Annotated in this window: 14 protein-coding genes and 2 tRNA genes; 11 read left to right on the top strand and 5 right to left on the bottom strand. The window is 71.7% G+C overall.

Going from position 1 to position 14,688, the window contains the following annotated elements; translation table 11 throughout:
- The first annotated feature begins 112 nt into the window (after positions 1 to 112).
- Genes glpK through ACY1JX_RS05725 form a run of 4 tightly spaced genes read left to right on the top strand, consistent with a single transcriptional unit; the run spans position 113 to position 4,974 of the window.
- Positions 113 to 1,621 (top strand): glycerol kinase GlpK, encoded by a 1,509-nt coding sequence (glpK, locus tag ACY1JX_RS05740; RefSeq protein ID WP_462565508.1) that lies wholly within the window; start codon positions 113 to 115, stop codon positions 1,619 to 1,621.
- The gene (locus ACY1JX_RS05735; protein WP_286929513.1) at positions 1,618 to 2,676 is read left to right on the top strand and encodes an alpha/beta hydrolase; all 1,059 of its coding nucleotides are present in this window, start codon (positions 1,618 to 1,620) and stop codon (positions 2,674 to 2,676) included. The genes glpK and ACY1JX_RS05735 overlap by 4 nt, the downstream gene beginning before the upstream one ends.
- A gap of 19 nt (positions 2,677 to 2,695) precedes the next feature.
- A complete protein-coding gene (locus ACY1JX_RS05730; RefSeq protein ID WP_462565507.1) occupies positions 2,696 to 4,423 on the top strand; it encodes a glycerol-3-phosphate dehydrogenase/oxidase in 1,728 nt (575 codons plus the stop codon).
- Entirely contained in the window at positions 4,420 to 4,974 is a 555-nt protein-coding gene (locus tag ACY1JX_RS05725) for a nucleosidase (protein WP_462565506.1), read from the top strand. The genes ACY1JX_RS05730 and ACY1JX_RS05725 overlap by 4 nt, the downstream gene beginning before the upstream one ends.
- A 2-nt stretch (positions 4,975 to 4,976) precedes the next feature.
- Here ACY1JX_RS05725 and ACY1JX_RS05720 read toward each other — a convergent pair whose 3' ends face one another.
- The 3 genes from ACY1JX_RS05720 to orn form a co-directional block, all read right to left on the bottom strand.
- Positions 4,977 to 5,399, bottom strand: coding sequence for a DUF1801 domain-containing protein (locus ACY1JX_RS05720; protein ID WP_181755155.1), 423 nt, complete (start codon positions 5,397 to 5,399; stop codon positions 4,977 to 4,979).
- Positions 5,400 to 5,447: 48 nt separating this feature from the next.
- A tRNA-His gene (locus ACY1JX_RS05715) sits at positions 5,448 to 5,523 on the bottom strand.
- A gap of 54 nt (positions 5,524 to 5,577) precedes the next feature.
- Complete coding sequence (gene orn / locus ACY1JX_RS05710) at positions 5,578 to 6,186, bottom strand: oligoribonuclease (protein ID WP_181755156.1); 609 nt, start codon at positions 6,184 to 6,186, stop codon at positions 5,578 to 5,580.
- Between the two features lie 88 nt (positions 6,187 to 6,274).
- Here orn and ACY1JX_RS05705 point away from each other — a divergent pair, with 88 nt between their 5' ends.
- Positions 6,275 to 7,027: a thioredoxin domain-containing protein gene (locus tag ACY1JX_RS05705; protein WP_181755157.1), complete on the top strand. Its 753-nt coding sequence runs from the start codon at positions 6,275 to 6,277 to the stop codon at positions 7,025 to 7,027.
- Position 7,028: 1 nt separating this feature from the next.
- Positions 7,029 to 7,766, top strand: a complete 738-nt coding sequence (locus ACY1JX_RS05700) for a DsbA family protein (protein ID WP_462565505.1) — start codon at positions 7,029 to 7,031, stop codon at positions 7,764 to 7,766.
- An 11-nt stretch (positions 7,767 to 7,777) separates the two neighbouring features.
- On the opposite strand, the gene ACY1JX_RS05695 is transcribed toward ACY1JX_RS05700, so the two are convergent.
- Positions 7,778 to 7,996, bottom strand: coding sequence for an amphi-Trp domain-containing protein (locus ACY1JX_RS05695; protein ID WP_181755159.1), 219 nt, complete (start codon positions 7,994 to 7,996; stop codon positions 7,778 to 7,780).
- A gap of 22 nt (positions 7,997 to 8,018) precedes the next feature.
- Positions 8,019 to 8,095 (bottom strand) — tRNA-Arg (locus tag ACY1JX_RS05690).
- A 57-nt stretch (positions 8,096 to 8,152) separates the two neighbouring features.
- Here ACY1JX_RS05690 and ACY1JX_RS05685 point away from each other — a divergent pair.
- Genes ACY1JX_RS05685 through ACY1JX_RS05665 form a run of 5 tightly spaced genes read left to right on the top strand, consistent with a single transcriptional unit; the run spans position 8,153 to position 14,670 of the window.
- Positions 8,153 to 9,313 (top strand): PrsW family intramembrane metalloprotease, encoded by a 1,161-nt coding sequence (locus tag ACY1JX_RS05685; RefSeq protein ID WP_462565504.1) that lies wholly within the window; start codon positions 8,153 to 8,155, stop codon positions 9,311 to 9,313.
- A 50-nt stretch (positions 9,314 to 9,363) separates the two neighbouring features.
- Positions 9,364 to 10,791, top strand: coding sequence for an adenosylhomocysteinase (ahcY, locus tag ACY1JX_RS05680; RefSeq protein WP_462565503.1), 1,428 nt, complete (start codon positions 9,364 to 9,366; stop codon positions 10,789 to 10,791).
- A gap of 2 nt (positions 10,792 to 10,793) precedes the next feature.
- Positions 10,794 to 11,492, top strand: a complete 699-nt coding sequence (mtrA, locus tag ACY1JX_RS05675; RefSeq protein WP_181755162.1) for an MtrAB system response regulator MtrA — start codon at positions 10,794 to 10,796, stop codon at positions 11,490 to 11,492.
- The gene (gene mtrB, locus ACY1JX_RS05670) at positions 11,492 to 13,021 is read left to right on the top strand and encodes an MtrAB system histidine kinase MtrB (protein WP_286929522.1); all 1,530 of its coding nucleotides are present in this window, start codon (positions 11,492 to 11,494) and stop codon (positions 13,019 to 13,021) included. Before mtrA ends, mtrB begins: the two co-directional genes overlap by 1 nt.
- Positions 13,018 to 14,670 carry an LpqB family beta-propeller domain-containing protein gene (locus tag ACY1JX_RS05665; protein WP_462565502.1) on the top strand — a complete coding sequence of 551 codons (1,653 nt, stop codon included), beginning with the start codon at positions 13,018 to 13,020 and terminating at the stop codon, positions 14,668 to 14,670. The genes mtrB and ACY1JX_RS05665 overlap by 4 nt, the downstream gene beginning before the upstream one ends.
- Positions 14,671 to 14,688 lie beyond the last annotated feature (18 nt).

Raw genomic sequence — 14,688 nt, 5'->3', positions numbered from 1 at the left:
GGATCGGGTCGATCCGGCGTCCACAGCGGTCGGGGACGTCATACGGAGCGGTCGCCGGCGCGACCGCTCCGTATGACGCAACAGCCGCGCCCCCGTGGTTAGGGTGAGGCCCATGTCACAGCAGTTCGTCGGCGCGATCGACCAGGGCACCACCAGCACCCGCTTCATGGTCTTCGACCACCAGGGCGAGGAGAAGGGCCGGCACCAGGTCGAGCACGAGCAGATCCTGCCGCGGGCCGGCTGGGTGGAGCACGACGCCACCGAGATCTGGGAGCACACCCGAGAGGTCGTCGAGCAGGGCCTCGCGGCCGCCGGGATCACGGCCGGCGACCTGGCCGCGGTCGGCATCACGAACCAGCGCGAGACCACCGTCGTGTGGGACCGGCGCACCGGCGAGCCCTACGCCAACGCCATCGTCTGGCAGGACACCCGCACTGCCGACCTCGCCAAGCGCCTCGACGAGGACGGCAGCGGCAAGGTCATCCACGCGAAGTCCGGGCTGCCGCCCGCGGCCTACTTCGCCGGCGGCAAGCTGCACTGGATCCTGGAGAACGTCGACGGGGTGCGCGAGGACGCCGAGGCGGGCCACGCCCTCTTCGGCACGATCGACACCTGGCTCATCTGGAACCTCACCGGCGGGCCCGACGGCGGGGTGCACGTCACGGACGTCACCAACGCGAGCCGCACGATGCTGATGAACCTCGAGGACCTCACGTGGGACGACGAGCTGCTCGAGATCTTCGGCGTCCCGCGGCAGATGCTCCCCGAGATCACGTCGTCGTCGCAGGAGTTCGGCCGGACGACCGAGGACGGCCCCTTCGGCGCCGAGGTGATCCTGGCGGGCAACCTCGGCGACCAGCACGCGGCACTCGTGGGCCAGGCCTGCTTCGAGCCCGGGATGCTCAAGAACACCTACGGCACCGGCAACTTCCTGGTCCTCAACACCGGCACCGAGATCGTGCGCTCGGAGCGCGGACTGCTGACGACGCTGGCCTACCGCTTCGGCGACGAGCCGCCCGTCTACGCGCTCGAGGGCTCCATCGCGGTGACGGGATCGGCCATCCAGTGGCTGCGCGACCAGCTCAAGGTGTTCGCCGAGGCGGCCGACTCCGAGGCGCTCGCCGAGACCGTCGAGGACAACGGCGGCGTCTACTTCGTGCCGGCCTTCAGCGGCCTGTTCGCGCCGTACTGGCGGTCGGACGCGCGGGGCGTCATCGTGGGCCTCTCGCGCTTCAACACGATCGCCCACGTGGCCCGCGCCGCGCTCGAGGCCATCTGCTACCAGAGCAAGGACGTCGTCGACGTGATGGTCGCGGACTCCGGCATCGACCTGGAGGTGCTGCGGGTGGACGGCGGGATCACCGCCAACGAGCTCTGCATGCAGATCCAGGCCGACATCCTGAACATCGAGGTCAGCCGGCCCGTGGTGCCCGAGACCACGTGCCTGGGCGCCGCCTACGCCGCCGGGCTCGCGGTGGGCTTCTGGTCGAGCACCGACGAGCTGGTGGCGAACTGGTCGGAGTCCAAGCGCTGGACCCCGGAGTGGGACGACGACCAGCGCGCGGCCGGCTACCACCAGTGGAAGAAGGCCGTCGAGCGCACGCTGGGCTGGGTCGAGTGAGCGCCGCGACGCGGCACGGGCTCTCCGCCGCACTGAAGGCCGAGCGCTCGGTGGTGCGAGGCTTCTCGCGGCTGCCCGACTCGGTGGTCGCGCGGCTCGGCCGGCACGCGCCGGTCAACCGCGACGGCGAGACCCTCTCGCCCGAGATCGCGGTCGCCCTGCGGGTGATGAACCGCATCCCCGGCGGCGACTTCACGCAGCACCCCGTCGAGCAGGCGCGCCGGATGCTGACCGACGAGGCGCTCGTGTTCGCCGACGTCTTCCCCGACTTCGCCGTCGAGGAGGACCTCGTGATCCCGAGCGCGGCCGGCCCGATCCCGGCCACGCGGTACCGCGCGACCACCGAGTCGAGGGGCCTCGTCCTGTACTTCCACGGCGGAGGATGGGTGCTGGGCAGCCGCGTCAGCACCGACTCGGCCGTGCGCTTCCTGGCCCTCGAGGCCGGCGTCGACGTGCTCTCCGTGGACTACCGGCTCGCGCCCGAGCACCCCTTCCCCGCGGCCACCGAGGACGCGCTGGCGGCCTGGGACTTCGCGGTGGAGCACGCGGCCGGCTGGGGCCTGGACCCGCGCCGGATCGTGGTCGCGGGCGACAGCGCGGGCGGCAACCTGAGCGCGGTGCTGGCCCGGGACCTGCGCGGTCGGGACATCGTCCCCGCGCTGCAGGTGCTGCTGTTCCCCGTCACCGACCTCTCCACCAAGCACCCGTCCTACGCCGAGTTCTCCGAGGGCTACTTCCTCACCGAGGGGCACATGGACTGGTACCGCGAGCGCTACCTCGCCGATCCCGCGGACGCTCTCGACCCACGGGCCTCGCCGCTGCTGGCCGAGGACCTCGCGGGGCTGCCGCCGGCCTACGTCGCTGTCGCCGGCTTCGACCCGCTGCGCGACGAGGGCATCGCGTACGCCCGCCGGCTGGAGGAGGCCGGGGTGCCCACGACGCTGGCCAGGGAGGGCTCGCTGATCCACGCCTTCATCAACATCACCGGCGTCAGCCGCCCGGCGAGGGAGGCGACGCTGCGGATCGCGAACGCGATCGCGGCAGCCATGGCGTGACACTGGTTGACTGGAGTCCATGCGACCGGTTGCCCTCTCCCCGCAGCACCGCCAGGAGGCGCTCGACGCGCTGGCCTCGGAACACCTCGACATCCTCGTCATCGGCGGCGGGGTCGTGGGCGGTGGTGCCGCGCTCGACGCCGCCACGCGAGGCCTCTCCGTCGGACTCGTGGAGGCCCGCGACTTCGCCTCCGGCACCTCGAGCCGCTCGAGCAAGCTCGTGCACGGCGGCCTGCGCTACCTCGAGATGCTCGACTTCCGCCTCGTCGCGGAGGCGCTCGGCGAGCGCAGCCTGCTGATCGACAAGCTGGCGCCCCACCTGGTGAAGCCGGTGCCGTTCCTCTACCCGCTGACGCACCGCGTGTGGGAGCGCTTCTACGCCGGATCCGGCGTGGCCCTCTACGACTCGATGGCGCTGCTGTCCGGGCGCTCGCGCGGCGTCCCGCGGCACCGCCACCTCACCCGCACCGGCGCCCGCCGGGTCATGCCGGGCCTGCGCAAGGACGCCCTCGTCGGCGCCCTGCACTACTACGACGGGCAGGTCGACGACGCCCGCCACACGATGTTCCTGTCGCGCACGGCCGCGGCCTACGGCGCCCACGTCGCCAGCCGCACCCGCGTGATCGACCTCGTCCGCGAGGCCGACCGCGTCGTCGGCGCGCGGGTCAAGGACCTCGAGTCGGGCCGCGAGATCGAGATCCGCGCCCGCCAGGTCGTCAACGCCACGGGCGTGTGGACCGACGAGACGCAGTCCTTCGCCGCCGAGCGCGGCCAGTTCAACGTCCGGGCCAGCAAGGGCATCCACCTCGTGGTGCCGCGCGACCGGATCCGCGGCGAGTCCGGCCTGATCCTGCGCACCGAGAAGTCGGTGCTGTTCGTCATCCCGTGGGGGCGTCACTGGATCATCGGCACGACCGACACCGACTGGTCGCTGAGCAAGGACCACCCGGCCGCCAGCGCGAAGGACATCGCCTACCTGCTCGAGGAGGTCAACAAGGTCCTCGTCGAGCCGCTCGTCCCCGAGGACGTCGAGGGCGTGTACGCCGGCCTGCGCCCGCTGCTGGCCGGCGAGGACGAGGCCACCAGCAAGCTGTCGCGCGAGCACGCGGTCTCGACCTCGGTGAAGGGGCTCGTCGTCATCGCCGGCGGCAAGTACACGACCTACCGCGTCATGGCGAAGGATGCGATCGACGCCGCCGTGCAGCAGATGGGCTCGCTGCTCGACCGTCGCGTGCCGGAGTGCGTCACCGACGACATCCCGCTGCTGGGCGCCGACGGGTACTCCGCCCTGTGGAACCAGCGCCAGGCGCTCGCGGCCCAGCACGGGCTCGGCGTCGGCCGGATCGAGCACCTGCTCAACCGGTTCGGCACCCTCGCCACCGAGGTGCTCGACCTCATCGCCGACCGGCCGGACCTCGCCGAGCCGCTCACCGGCGCGGACGACTACCTGCGCGCCGAAGTGGTCTACGGCGTCACGCACGAGGGCGCCCGTCACCTCGACGACATCCTCGCGCGGCGCACCCGGATCTCGATCGAGACGTTCCACCGCGGCACCGAGTGCGCGGCCGAGGCGGCCGAGCTCATGGCCGAGGTCCTCGACTGGTCCGACGCCCAGCGCGAGCGCGAGGTCGACCACTACCTCAAGCGGGTCGACGCCGAGCGCGAGAGCCAGACGATGCCCGACGACGAGACGGCCGACGCGGCGCGGATGGGCGCTCCCGACGTCGTCCCGGTGGCCCACCTGTGAGCCTCGATCCGGCGAAGGTCCTCGTCATCGCAGCGACGAAGGCCGAGGCCGCCCACCTGCCCCCGGAGGTGCCGCTCGTCCTCACCGGGATCGGGAAGGTCGAGGCCGCGGCCGCCACCACGGAGGCCATCGCGGCGCTGCGTCCCGAGCTGGTCCTCAACGTCGGCACGGCCGGCGCGCTCCGCCCCGGCCTGACCGGGCTCTTCGTGCCCTCGGTCGTCGTGAACCACGACTACTCCGCCGACGCGATCCGCGCGCTCGGCCACGACGCCGTGGACGAGATCGATCTCGCCGGCGGCGACGGCACCGTGCTGGCCACGGGGGACCTGTTCGTCACCGACCCCGTCGTCCGCGACGCGATCGCCGCGCGGGCCCACCTGGTCGACATGGAGGGCTTCGCGGTGGCACGGGCGTGCCAGCGCGCCGGCGTGCCGTGCCGCCTCGTGAAGATCGTGAGCGACGCCGCCGACGACTCCGCACTGGAGTGGACCGCGGTGGTCGACGCCTGCGCGCGGCTGCTCGGGCACTGGGTGCGCGAGCGGCTGGCCTGACCTCAGGGCTCCGGGTCGTCCTCGCGCTCCCACGCGATCGCCACGAGCCGGCGCAGCACGCCGAGGTCGACGTCGTCGAGCCTCTTGACGTACACGCAGCCCGCGCCCTCGGTGTACGTGCCCAGCTCGGGAAGCAGCGCGGCGCCCTCGGGTCGGTCCTTCAGGCCGTAGATCGTCAGCGCTGCCTTGCGGGGCGAGAACGCGACCTTCGGCCAGGTGCCGCGGGTGCGGGGGTTGGCGGGGGAGACGTAGCGGTAGCTGCCGTAGCCCACCATCGACGGTCCCCACATCACCGGATCGGTGCCCGTGACCTCGCCGACGATCTCGGCCAGCCGCTGACCGTCCTCACGCCGGCGCGCGGGCGTGGCGGCGGCGAGGAAGGCGCCCACGTCGGCGTCGGTGGGCTGCGTCTTCGGCTCGGCCATGACTCCATCATGACGAACGGCCCGGAATCATCGATTCCGGGCCGTTCATGGGGTGGATGACGGGACTTGAACCCGCGGCCACCGGCACCACAAGCCGGTGCTCTACCAACTGAGCTACACCCACCATGTGCGCCTCGCGGCACAGCGCGACGAGTCTACCGGACGTCTCGCGCAGGTCCTACTCGGAGGGGGTGCCCCCGAGGATCTCCGCGGCGACGGCGCGCGCGGTCTCGGTGTCGACCCCCGGATCGGGGGTGAAGACGGTGCGGCGGTAGTAGCGCAGCTCGTCGATGCTCTCGCGGATGTCGGCCAGCGCGCGGTGGGCGCCGCCCTTCTCGGGTGCCGCGAAGTAGGCGCGGGGGAACCAGTGGCGCGCCAGCTCCTTGATGGAGGACACGTCGATCACCCGGTAGTGCAGCCACGTCTCGAGCTCGACCATGTCGCGGGCCAGGAAGGCGCGGTCGGTGCCGATCGAGTTGCCGGCGAGCGGAGTCTTGCCCGGCTCGGTGGCGTACTGGCGGACGTACTCGAGCACCTGCTCCTCGGCCTCGCGCAGCGTGATGCCGCTGGCCAGCTGGTCGAGCAGGCCAGAGGAGGTGTGCATCTGCGTGACGACCTCGTTCATCTGCTCGAGCGCCGCCTGCGGGGGCTTGATGATGAGGTCGACCCCGTCGCCGAGGATGTTGAGGTCGTAGTCGGTCACGAGCGCCGCGATCTCGACCAGGGCGTCGTCGCGGATCGACAGGCCCGTCATCTCGCAATCGATCCACACCAGCTTGTCGTTCACCCCGCCACCCTAGTGCGAGCCACCGACGGATGGGCCGCACCGGGTAGGCTTCCGGCCGTACCGCGTCCATGTCCCGAGGAGCCCGCACGTGACGAACGACCGCCAGGCCCGCGCCGCCCGCGCCGAGCAGATGCGCAAGGAGCGCGAGAAGGCCGAGCGCAAGCAGCGCAACAAGATCACCGTCGCGATCGTCGTCGTGGTCCTCGTGCTGATCGCCGCCGCAGGCTGGGGCGTCAAGTCCCTCTCGGACGACAACGCGAAGAGCACCGAGGTCATCGAGCCGGCCAACCTGACCGAGGGCGGTGTCGACTTCCCGGCCACGGGACAGACGAAGCCCGACGCTCCGGTGATGGAGGTGTTCGAGGACTTCCTGTGCCCCGCCTGCGGCTCCTTCGAACAGCTCAGTGGCCAGTTCCTGCAGGACCAGGCCGCGTCGGGCGCCATCACCCTGCGCTTCATGCCGTTCTCGTTCCTGCACAACCAGAGCACGAACGACTACTCACGCCGCGCGGCCAATGTGGCGATGTGCGCCGTGGACCAGGAGGGCCCGGAAGCCTTCTGGAAGGTCCACACCGCGCTGTTCGCCAACCAGCCCGCCGAGGGCGGAGCCGGCCCGGAGGACGCCGAGCTGATCGAACTGGCCGAGGAGGCCGGCGCGCCGGACGTCGAGTCGTGCGTCCGCACCGAGAAGTTCGTCCCGTGGATCGACGAGATGCAGGAGAAGTCGGCCGACGAGCGCGAGGTCTCGGGCACCCCGACGGTGCACATCAACGGCAAGGCCTCCGAGGCGCGCACGCCGCAGGAGCTGCAGGCCGCGATCGCCGAGGCGTCCAAGTCCTGACGTGACGAACGACCGCAAGGCGCGGGGCGCCCGGGCCGAGCAGGCTCGCCTCGAGCGTGAGCGTGGGGAGCGCCGCAAGCGCACCACGCTCACGCTCGCGGCGGTCGTCGGCGCCCTCGTGCTGGTGCTCGGGGTCGCCTGGGGTCTCTCGGCGCTGGGCGGCGACGACGCCGCGGACGGTCCGGTCGTCGAGCCGCGGAACGTGACGTCCGGCGGCGTGCAGCACCCCGGTGCCGCGCCGGCCGGCGCGCCGGTGGTGGAGGTGTACGAGGACTTCCTGTGCTCGCACTGCGCCGACTTCGAGGCCAAGCACGGTGCGTGGCTGGACGACCGCGCCGAGCGCGGCGACATCGTGTTGCGCTTCATGCCCATGACGATCCTCGACGGCACCGCCGGCACCGGCCCTGCGCACGACGCGATGAACGCCGCCTTCTGCGTCGCCGATGCCCAGGGCGCGGAGGCGTTCTGGGCGATGAAGTCGGAGCTGTTCGCGGCGGGCTACGCCTCGGGTGACGAGGAGCCGTCCGAAGCCGCGCTCGCGGCCCTGGCGCAGGACGCGGGGGTCCCCGGTGCCGACGCGTGCGTCCAGGACCGCAGGTTCGTGCCCTGGCTGAACGAGGCGCGCGAGACCGCGCGGGAGCGCGACGTCACGAGCACGCCGTCGGTGTTCGTCGACGGTGAGAAGCTCGACGACGTCTTCGCGGTGCGGTCGGCCGTCGAGGACGCGCTCGCGTCCTGACGTCCGTCAGGTCACCAGCGCAGCTCGATCTCCAGCTCGTTCTCGTCACCGATCTCGACCTCGACGGTCAGCTCGACCTCGTCGGGCACGTCGACCGTGATGCGGTGGCCGTTCTTCTCGAACTCCACCGAGTTGTGGCGCGCGAGCGCGTCGGCGAGGGCGTGCAGCCGGGCGGCGGCCTCCTCGCGGCGAAGTCGCTGGGTCTGGTCGATCTCGAACAGGTCGCTCACGGTTCTCTCCTTCGGTTCGCTCTGGCGCGCCCGGCAGGATTCGAACCTGCGACCTAGAGATTAGAAGGCTCTTGCTCTATCCAGCTGAGCTACGGGCGCCTGCGGCCCACACTATCGGGGGCGTTCGGTGTCGTGGCTCCGCTCTAGGCTGTCCACGTGACGACGATCGAGGCGCCTGCCGCGCTGCCGCGCGAGGACGACCCGTTCCGCCAGCGTGGCCGCAAGGTCCTCGTCGTGCTCGTGTGGATCTCGGCCCTGGCCGGCGCGGCCGGCGCGATCTTCCTGGCCTCCACGTCGGGATCGGTCACCGGCGCCTCCCTGGCGGTGGTGTACGCCCTCGTCCCGCTCCCGGCCGCGCTGGCCATGTACTGGTGGCTCGACCGCGTCGAGCCCGAGCCGTTCCGCTACAAGGCGGCCGCCTTCGTCTGGGGTGCGGTGATCGCCGTGGCGATCGCGCTGCCGCTGGAGATCGGGATGTCGCGCCTGGGCATGAGCGAGGACTGGCTCATCGCGTTCGGTGCGCCCGTCGCCGAGGAGTTCGCCAAGGGCCTGTTCGTCGTGCTCACGCTCGTCCGGCTGCGGCGCATCATCGACGGGGTCCTCGACGGCCTCATCGTCTCGGGCCTGGTCGCGCTGGGCTTCGCCGCGATGGAGAACGTCGGCTACTACGCCGCCAGCTACCTGGGCTTCGACGAGGTGCCCTACTCCGGCACCGAGATGGCGACCGCCACGTTCGTGGTCCGCGGGCTGTTCAGCCCGTTCGCGCACCCCTTGTTCGCGTCGGCGATCGGCATCGCCGTCGGCCTGTCGGTCTCGCGCACCTCGCGGGCCCAGCGCTGGGGCCTGGTGGCGCTGGGGTACCTCGTCAGCGTCGGCCTCCACGCGCTGTGGAACGGCTCGATCGTGGTCGGCGGCGGTGTGGGCTTCCTGCTGGCGTACGTCGTGCTCGCGTGCCTGCTGCTCGGCCTGGGCGTCACGGCGGTCGTGCTGCGCATGCGCCAGTTCGACGTGATGGCGCGGTCCCTGGGCGACATGGCACGGCGTGGCTGGCTCCACCCGGCCGAGGTGCCGTGGCTGGTCCGGTTCGGCCGCCGGCGCCAGGCCCGCGTGTTCGCCGCGCGCTACGGACCCATCGCCGCGGAGGCCGTCGACCGGTACCAGCAGCTCGCCACCGAGGTCGCCTTCCTGCACGACGCGGTGATGACCGGACGGGCCAAGCCCGAGGGTCCCGACCGCACCTACGCGCTGCTCGACCGCATGTGGCACCTGCGCCCGTTCCTGCGGTTCCCGCCCGCCCTGCCACCCGGCTCGAGGTGAGTGTGGCGTCGATTCGTTGAGGCTCGGTACTCGCCGGTACGCTGGTGGGTATGGATTATCGCGTCAAGGACCTGTCCCTCCACGAGTACGGCCGCAAGGAGATCGAGCTCGCGGAGCACGAGATGCCGGGCCTGATGGCCATGCGGGAGCGCTACGGCGACTCCAAGCCGCTGGCCGGCGCCCGCATCGCCGGGTCGCTGCACATGACGATCCAGACCGCGGTCCTGATCGAGACCCTCACCGCCCTCGGCGCCGACGTGCGCTGGGCGACGTGCAACATCTTCTCCACCCAGGACCACGCCGCCGCCGCGGTCGTCGTCGGCCCGAACGGGACGCCGGACGACCCGCAGGGCACGCCGGTCTTCGCCTGGAAGGGCGAGACGCTGGCCGAGTACTGGGACGAGGCCGAGAAGGTCTTCGACTTCGCCGAGGGCGGACCCAACGTCCTGCTCGACGACGGCGGCGACATCACGATGCTGCTGCACCTGGGCGTCGAGTACGAGAAGGCCGGCGCCGTGCCGCCGCAGGACAGCACCGACAACGAGGAGTTCAAGGAGGTGCTGCGCGTCCTGGCCCGCTCGCTGGAGACCAAGCCGCAGCACTGGACGAACATCTCCAAGGACATCAAGGGCGTCTCCGAGGAGACCACCACCGGTGTCCTGCGCCTCTACGACCGCTTCCGCGAGGGCACGCTGCTCTTCCCGGCGATCAACGTCAACGACTCGGTCACCAAGAGCAAGTTCGACAACAAGTACGGCTGCCGCCACTCGCTGATCGACGGCATCAACCGCGCCACCGACGTCATGATCGGCGGCAAGGTCGCCGTCGTGTGCGGCTACGGCGACGTGGGCAAGGGCTCGGCCGAGTCGCTGCGCGGCCAGGGTGCTCGCGTCATCGTCACCGAGATCGACCCCATCTGCGCCCTCCAGGCCGCGATGGACGGCTACGAGGTCAAGCGCCTCGAGTCGGTCGTCGAGACCGCCGACATCTTCATCACCACGACGGGCAACTTCGACATCATCCGGGTCGAGCACTTCGAGAAGATGAAGCACCAGGCGATCGTCGGCAACATCGGTCACTTCGACAACGAGATCAACATGGCCGGCCTGGCCAAGATCCCCGGCATCGTCAAGGACGAGATCAAGCCCCAGGTCCACCAGTGGATCTTCCCCGACGGCAAGAAGATCATCGTGCTGTCCGAGGGCCGCCTGCTGAACCTGGGCAACGCCACGGGCCACCCGTCGTTCGTGATGTCGAACTCCTTCACGAACCAGGTGCTCGCGCAGATCGAGCTGTACAGCAAGGCCGACCAGTACGAGCTGGGCGTGCACGTGCTGCCCAAGCACCTCGACGAGGAGGTCGCCCGCCTGCACCTGGACGCCCTCGGTGTCGAGCTCACCGAGCTGTCGAAGGCCCAGGCCGAGTACCTCGGCGTCGACGTGGCAGGTCCGTACAAGTCGGACCACTACCGCTACTGAGCATGTCGCAACGTCGCCCCAAGAACGATCGGGTGCTGGTCGTCGACGATGACGCGTCGTTGGCGGAGATGCTCACGATCGTCCTGCAGGGCGAGGGCTTCCGTACGTCGGTGTGCCGCACCGGCGACGCGGTGATGGAGGCCTTCGAGGCCTTCAAGCCCGACGTCGTGCTCCTCGACCGGATGCTCCCGGGTCTGGACGGCATGGAAGTGTGCCGCCAGATCCGGGAGGTCTCGGGCGTCCCGATCGTGATGCTGACCGCCAAGGGCGACACGCGCGACATCGTCGACGGACTCGGCGTCGGGGCCGACGACTACATCACCAAGCCGTTCCGCAACAGCGAGCTGATCGCGCGCATCCGCGCCCGGCTGCGCCGCAGCGACCCGATGGGCGCACGGATCGAGTTCGGCGGGATCGTGCTCGACCCCCAGGCCCACACCGTCACCCGTGACGGCCGCCCGGTCTCGCTCACGCCACTGGAGTTCGACCTGCTCGCGTGCCTGATCTCCGCGCCCGAGCAGGTCTTCAGCCGCGAGGCGCTGCTGGAGAAGGTGTGGGGCTACCACCATCCCGGCGACACCAAGCTGGTGAACGTCCACATGACCCGTCTGCGTCAGAAGATCGAGGACGACGCCGACAACCCCAGCGTCATCCGCACGGTGCGCGGCGTCGGCTACCAGGCGATCGACCCGGCGAACTGATGCGCCGGCTCGTCGGGCTGTGGCGCCGTTCGCTGCGGACGCGGGTCGTCATCAACACCCTGCTGCTCAGCGTGGCGGTCATCGTGATCGTCGGCTGGGCACTGCTGCGTGACGTCGCCGGTGGCCTGGCCGACAACCGGCGCGACGCCGCCATCGCCGAGGCCCGCGCGGGCCTCGAGCAGGCCCAGTCCCAGCTCGACGCGGCGGTCGACAGCGAGCCCGCGCGCCAGTCACCGGCCCTGACCCAGCTGGTCGACTCGCTGGCCGCCACGCGCGGGGAGAACCGCGCCTACGAGCTCGTCCTGCAGGGCCCCCTGGCCGAGGCGGGCGGCGCGCCCGTCCGGGCCTCGGGCAACGTGGGGATCGAGGAGGTCCCGGAGTCGCTCGTCGAGCGTGTGAGTGCCGACCAGGGCACGTTCTGGACCTTCTCCGAGCTGGCGCCCTTCGGTGCCGGCGACGATCTCCCGGTCGTGACGGTCGGGGGCCGCGTCACCGCCCAGGGCTCCAACGACCAGTACGCGCTCTACTACGTCTTCTCGATGGCCGACCAGCAGGAGACGCTCGACCTCGTGCGCACGGCGCTGCTCGCCGGCGGCGCCGCCCTGCTGGTGATGGTGACGCTCGTGGCGTGGCTGGTGGCCCGCCAGGTGGTCGAGCCCGTCCGCCTGGCCCGCCGGATCGCGGAGCGCTTCGCCGCGGGCAACCTGGAGCAGCGCATGCACGTCAAGGGCGAGGACGACATCGCCCGCCTCAGCACCTCGTTCAACCAGATGGCCGAGAGCCTGCAGAGCCAGATCCGCCGGTTGGAGAACCTCTCCCGGCTGCAGCAGCGCTTCGTCTCCGACGTCTCGCACGAGCTGCGCACCCCGTTGACGACCGTGCAGATGGCCGGCCAGGTGCTGTTCGAGGCCCGGCCGAAGTTCGACCCGCAGACCGCGCGTGCCGCCGAGCTGCTGCACACCGAGGTCGGCCGCTTCGAGGCGTTGCTGTCCGACCTGCTCGACCTCAGCCGGTTCGACGCGGGCGCGGCCACCCTCGAGCTCGACCCCGTCGACCTGGCCTCCGTGGCGAAGGCGGCGGCCGCCGACGAGGTGCTGTCGCGGGCCGGGATCGTGGGCCGTGCGCGAGGCGTCGGGGTCCCGGCCGTCGTCGACGCCGACATCCGGCGCGTGGACCGCATGGTGCGCAACCTCATCGTGAACGCGGCGCGCTACAGCCAATCCTCGCGGGTGGAGGTCATCGTCGCGCAGGCGCCCGACCGCGTGTCGCTGGCGGTCCGCGACCACGGCGTGGGGATGGAGCCCGAGGAGGTGCGGCGCGTGTTCGACCGGTTCTGGCGCGGCGACCCGGCGCGGTCGCAGGGCGGCACCGGCCTGGGGCTGGCGATCGCCCGCGAGGATGCCGCCCTGCACGGCGGCACGCTCGAGGTCTGGTCGCGCAAGGGCCAGGGCACGGAGTTCATCCTCACCCTCCCGCGCGTCGCAGGCGAGCGCGTCTGGTCGCCCGTCACGAGGTCGGTGTTCGCATGAGCCGCCGCTCCGTCGCCCTGGTGCTCACGCTGGTCGCCGCCCTGCTGACCGGGTGCGCGGGCATCCCCACGTCCGGCCCGGTCGAGCGTGTGGAGGACGAGGCCGGCCTGGGTGAGAGCACCGTGCGCTACACCCCGTCGGGACCCATCCCCGGCATGACCGAGGCCCAGACCGTGCGCGGGTTCCTCGACGCGATGCTCGCCTACCCGGTGACCCACCGCGTCGCCGCGGAGTACCTCACGGCGGAGGCGGCGCAGCAGTGGCGGCCCGGTGGCGGCACCACGGTCTACACCGAGGCCCAGGTGTTCTCCGAGTCGGTCGGCTCGAGCCGGATCGACCTGTCCACCGACGTGCGCCTCGACGAGCAGGGCCGCCTGACGCCTGCCGGCGGGAACCGCCGCATCGAGTTCGACCTCGCCCGGATCGACGGTCAGTGGCGCATCTCCAACCCGCCCGACGGGGCGCTGGTCAGCCGCGACTGGTTCGAGGACTACGTGCGCGCGTTCGACCTGTACTTCCTCGACGAGACCGGCCGCCACCTGGTGCCCGTGCCGGTCCACGAGGTCGTGGGCGACCAGCTGGCGACCTCCCTCATGACGAGCCTGGCCCTCGGTCCGCAGCCCGACTCGGCCCCGGGCCTGACCACCGCCGTGCCGCCCGCCGACGACCTGCGAGCCTCCGTGCCGGTGGTGGCGGGAGTGGCCCAGGTGGACTTCTCGCGACGCGTCGGCGAGCTGTCGACCACCACGCAGAAGCGCATCTCGGCCCAGGTCGCGTGGACGCTGAGGCAGGTCCCGGCCGTCACGGACATCCAGATCACCGGCGACGGCACGGTCGTGGCGCCCACGGGCGACCTCGTGCAGGACGCCGGCGGGTGGGCCTCGTTCGGTCCCGACAAGTCGCGGCGCTGGGCCTACGTGGTGGCGGGCGACATCGTGCACCAGGTGGGCCCCCGCGCGCAGCAGCCGGTGCCGGGCGCCTGGGGCCGCTCCGACGAAGGAGCCTCCGCCGTGGTCGTCGCGGAGGACCGCGCCGTCGGGGTGTGGGCCGACCGGGCACGCATCACCGCCGCCGACGGCTCCGACGCGCTCGAGGTCACGGGGCAGGGCTTCCTGCGCCCGGTGCTCGACATCGACGCGCAGGCCTGGCTCGTCGACCGGCCCGGGGGACGGGCCCGCGTGCGAGTCCACGACGGCACGTCGCTCTCGCTCGTGCCGAGCCCCGGCCTCGCCGACGTCTCGTCGTTCGCCGTGTCGCCCGACGGCACCCGCTACGCGGCCACGGCCGGGGGCCGGCTCCTGCTCGGCGGGGTCGTGCGGGCCGAGGGCCGGGTCGTGCGCCTGACCCGCCCGGTCGAGCAGTCCACCGAGGACCCCGCGCGCCAGGTCGTGTGGGTCGACGGCTCGCGGGTGGCGCACCTCGGGCCGCGCGGCACGCAGATCCGCTCGGCCCGCATCGACGGCACCGGCGCGGTCGACGCGTGGCCGGGCGGCGGTCAGCTGCTGCCCGACATCGTTCCCGTCGGCCTGGTCGCGACCGCCGCGGCCTCGCCCGACCTCTACCTGATCGACGCCGACGGTGGGGTCTGGATGCTCGACCGCACGCGCTGGGTGCCGGTCGACGTACCCGTCGCGCGCGGCCTCGCCTGAGCCGTCCACAGGTCCGGA

Source organism: Aeromicrobium sp. JP4, from assembly GCF_054957925.1.
The sequence above is the reverse complement of the archived record's forward strand: the minus strand, read 5'-3'. Positions and strand labels throughout refer to the sequence as shown.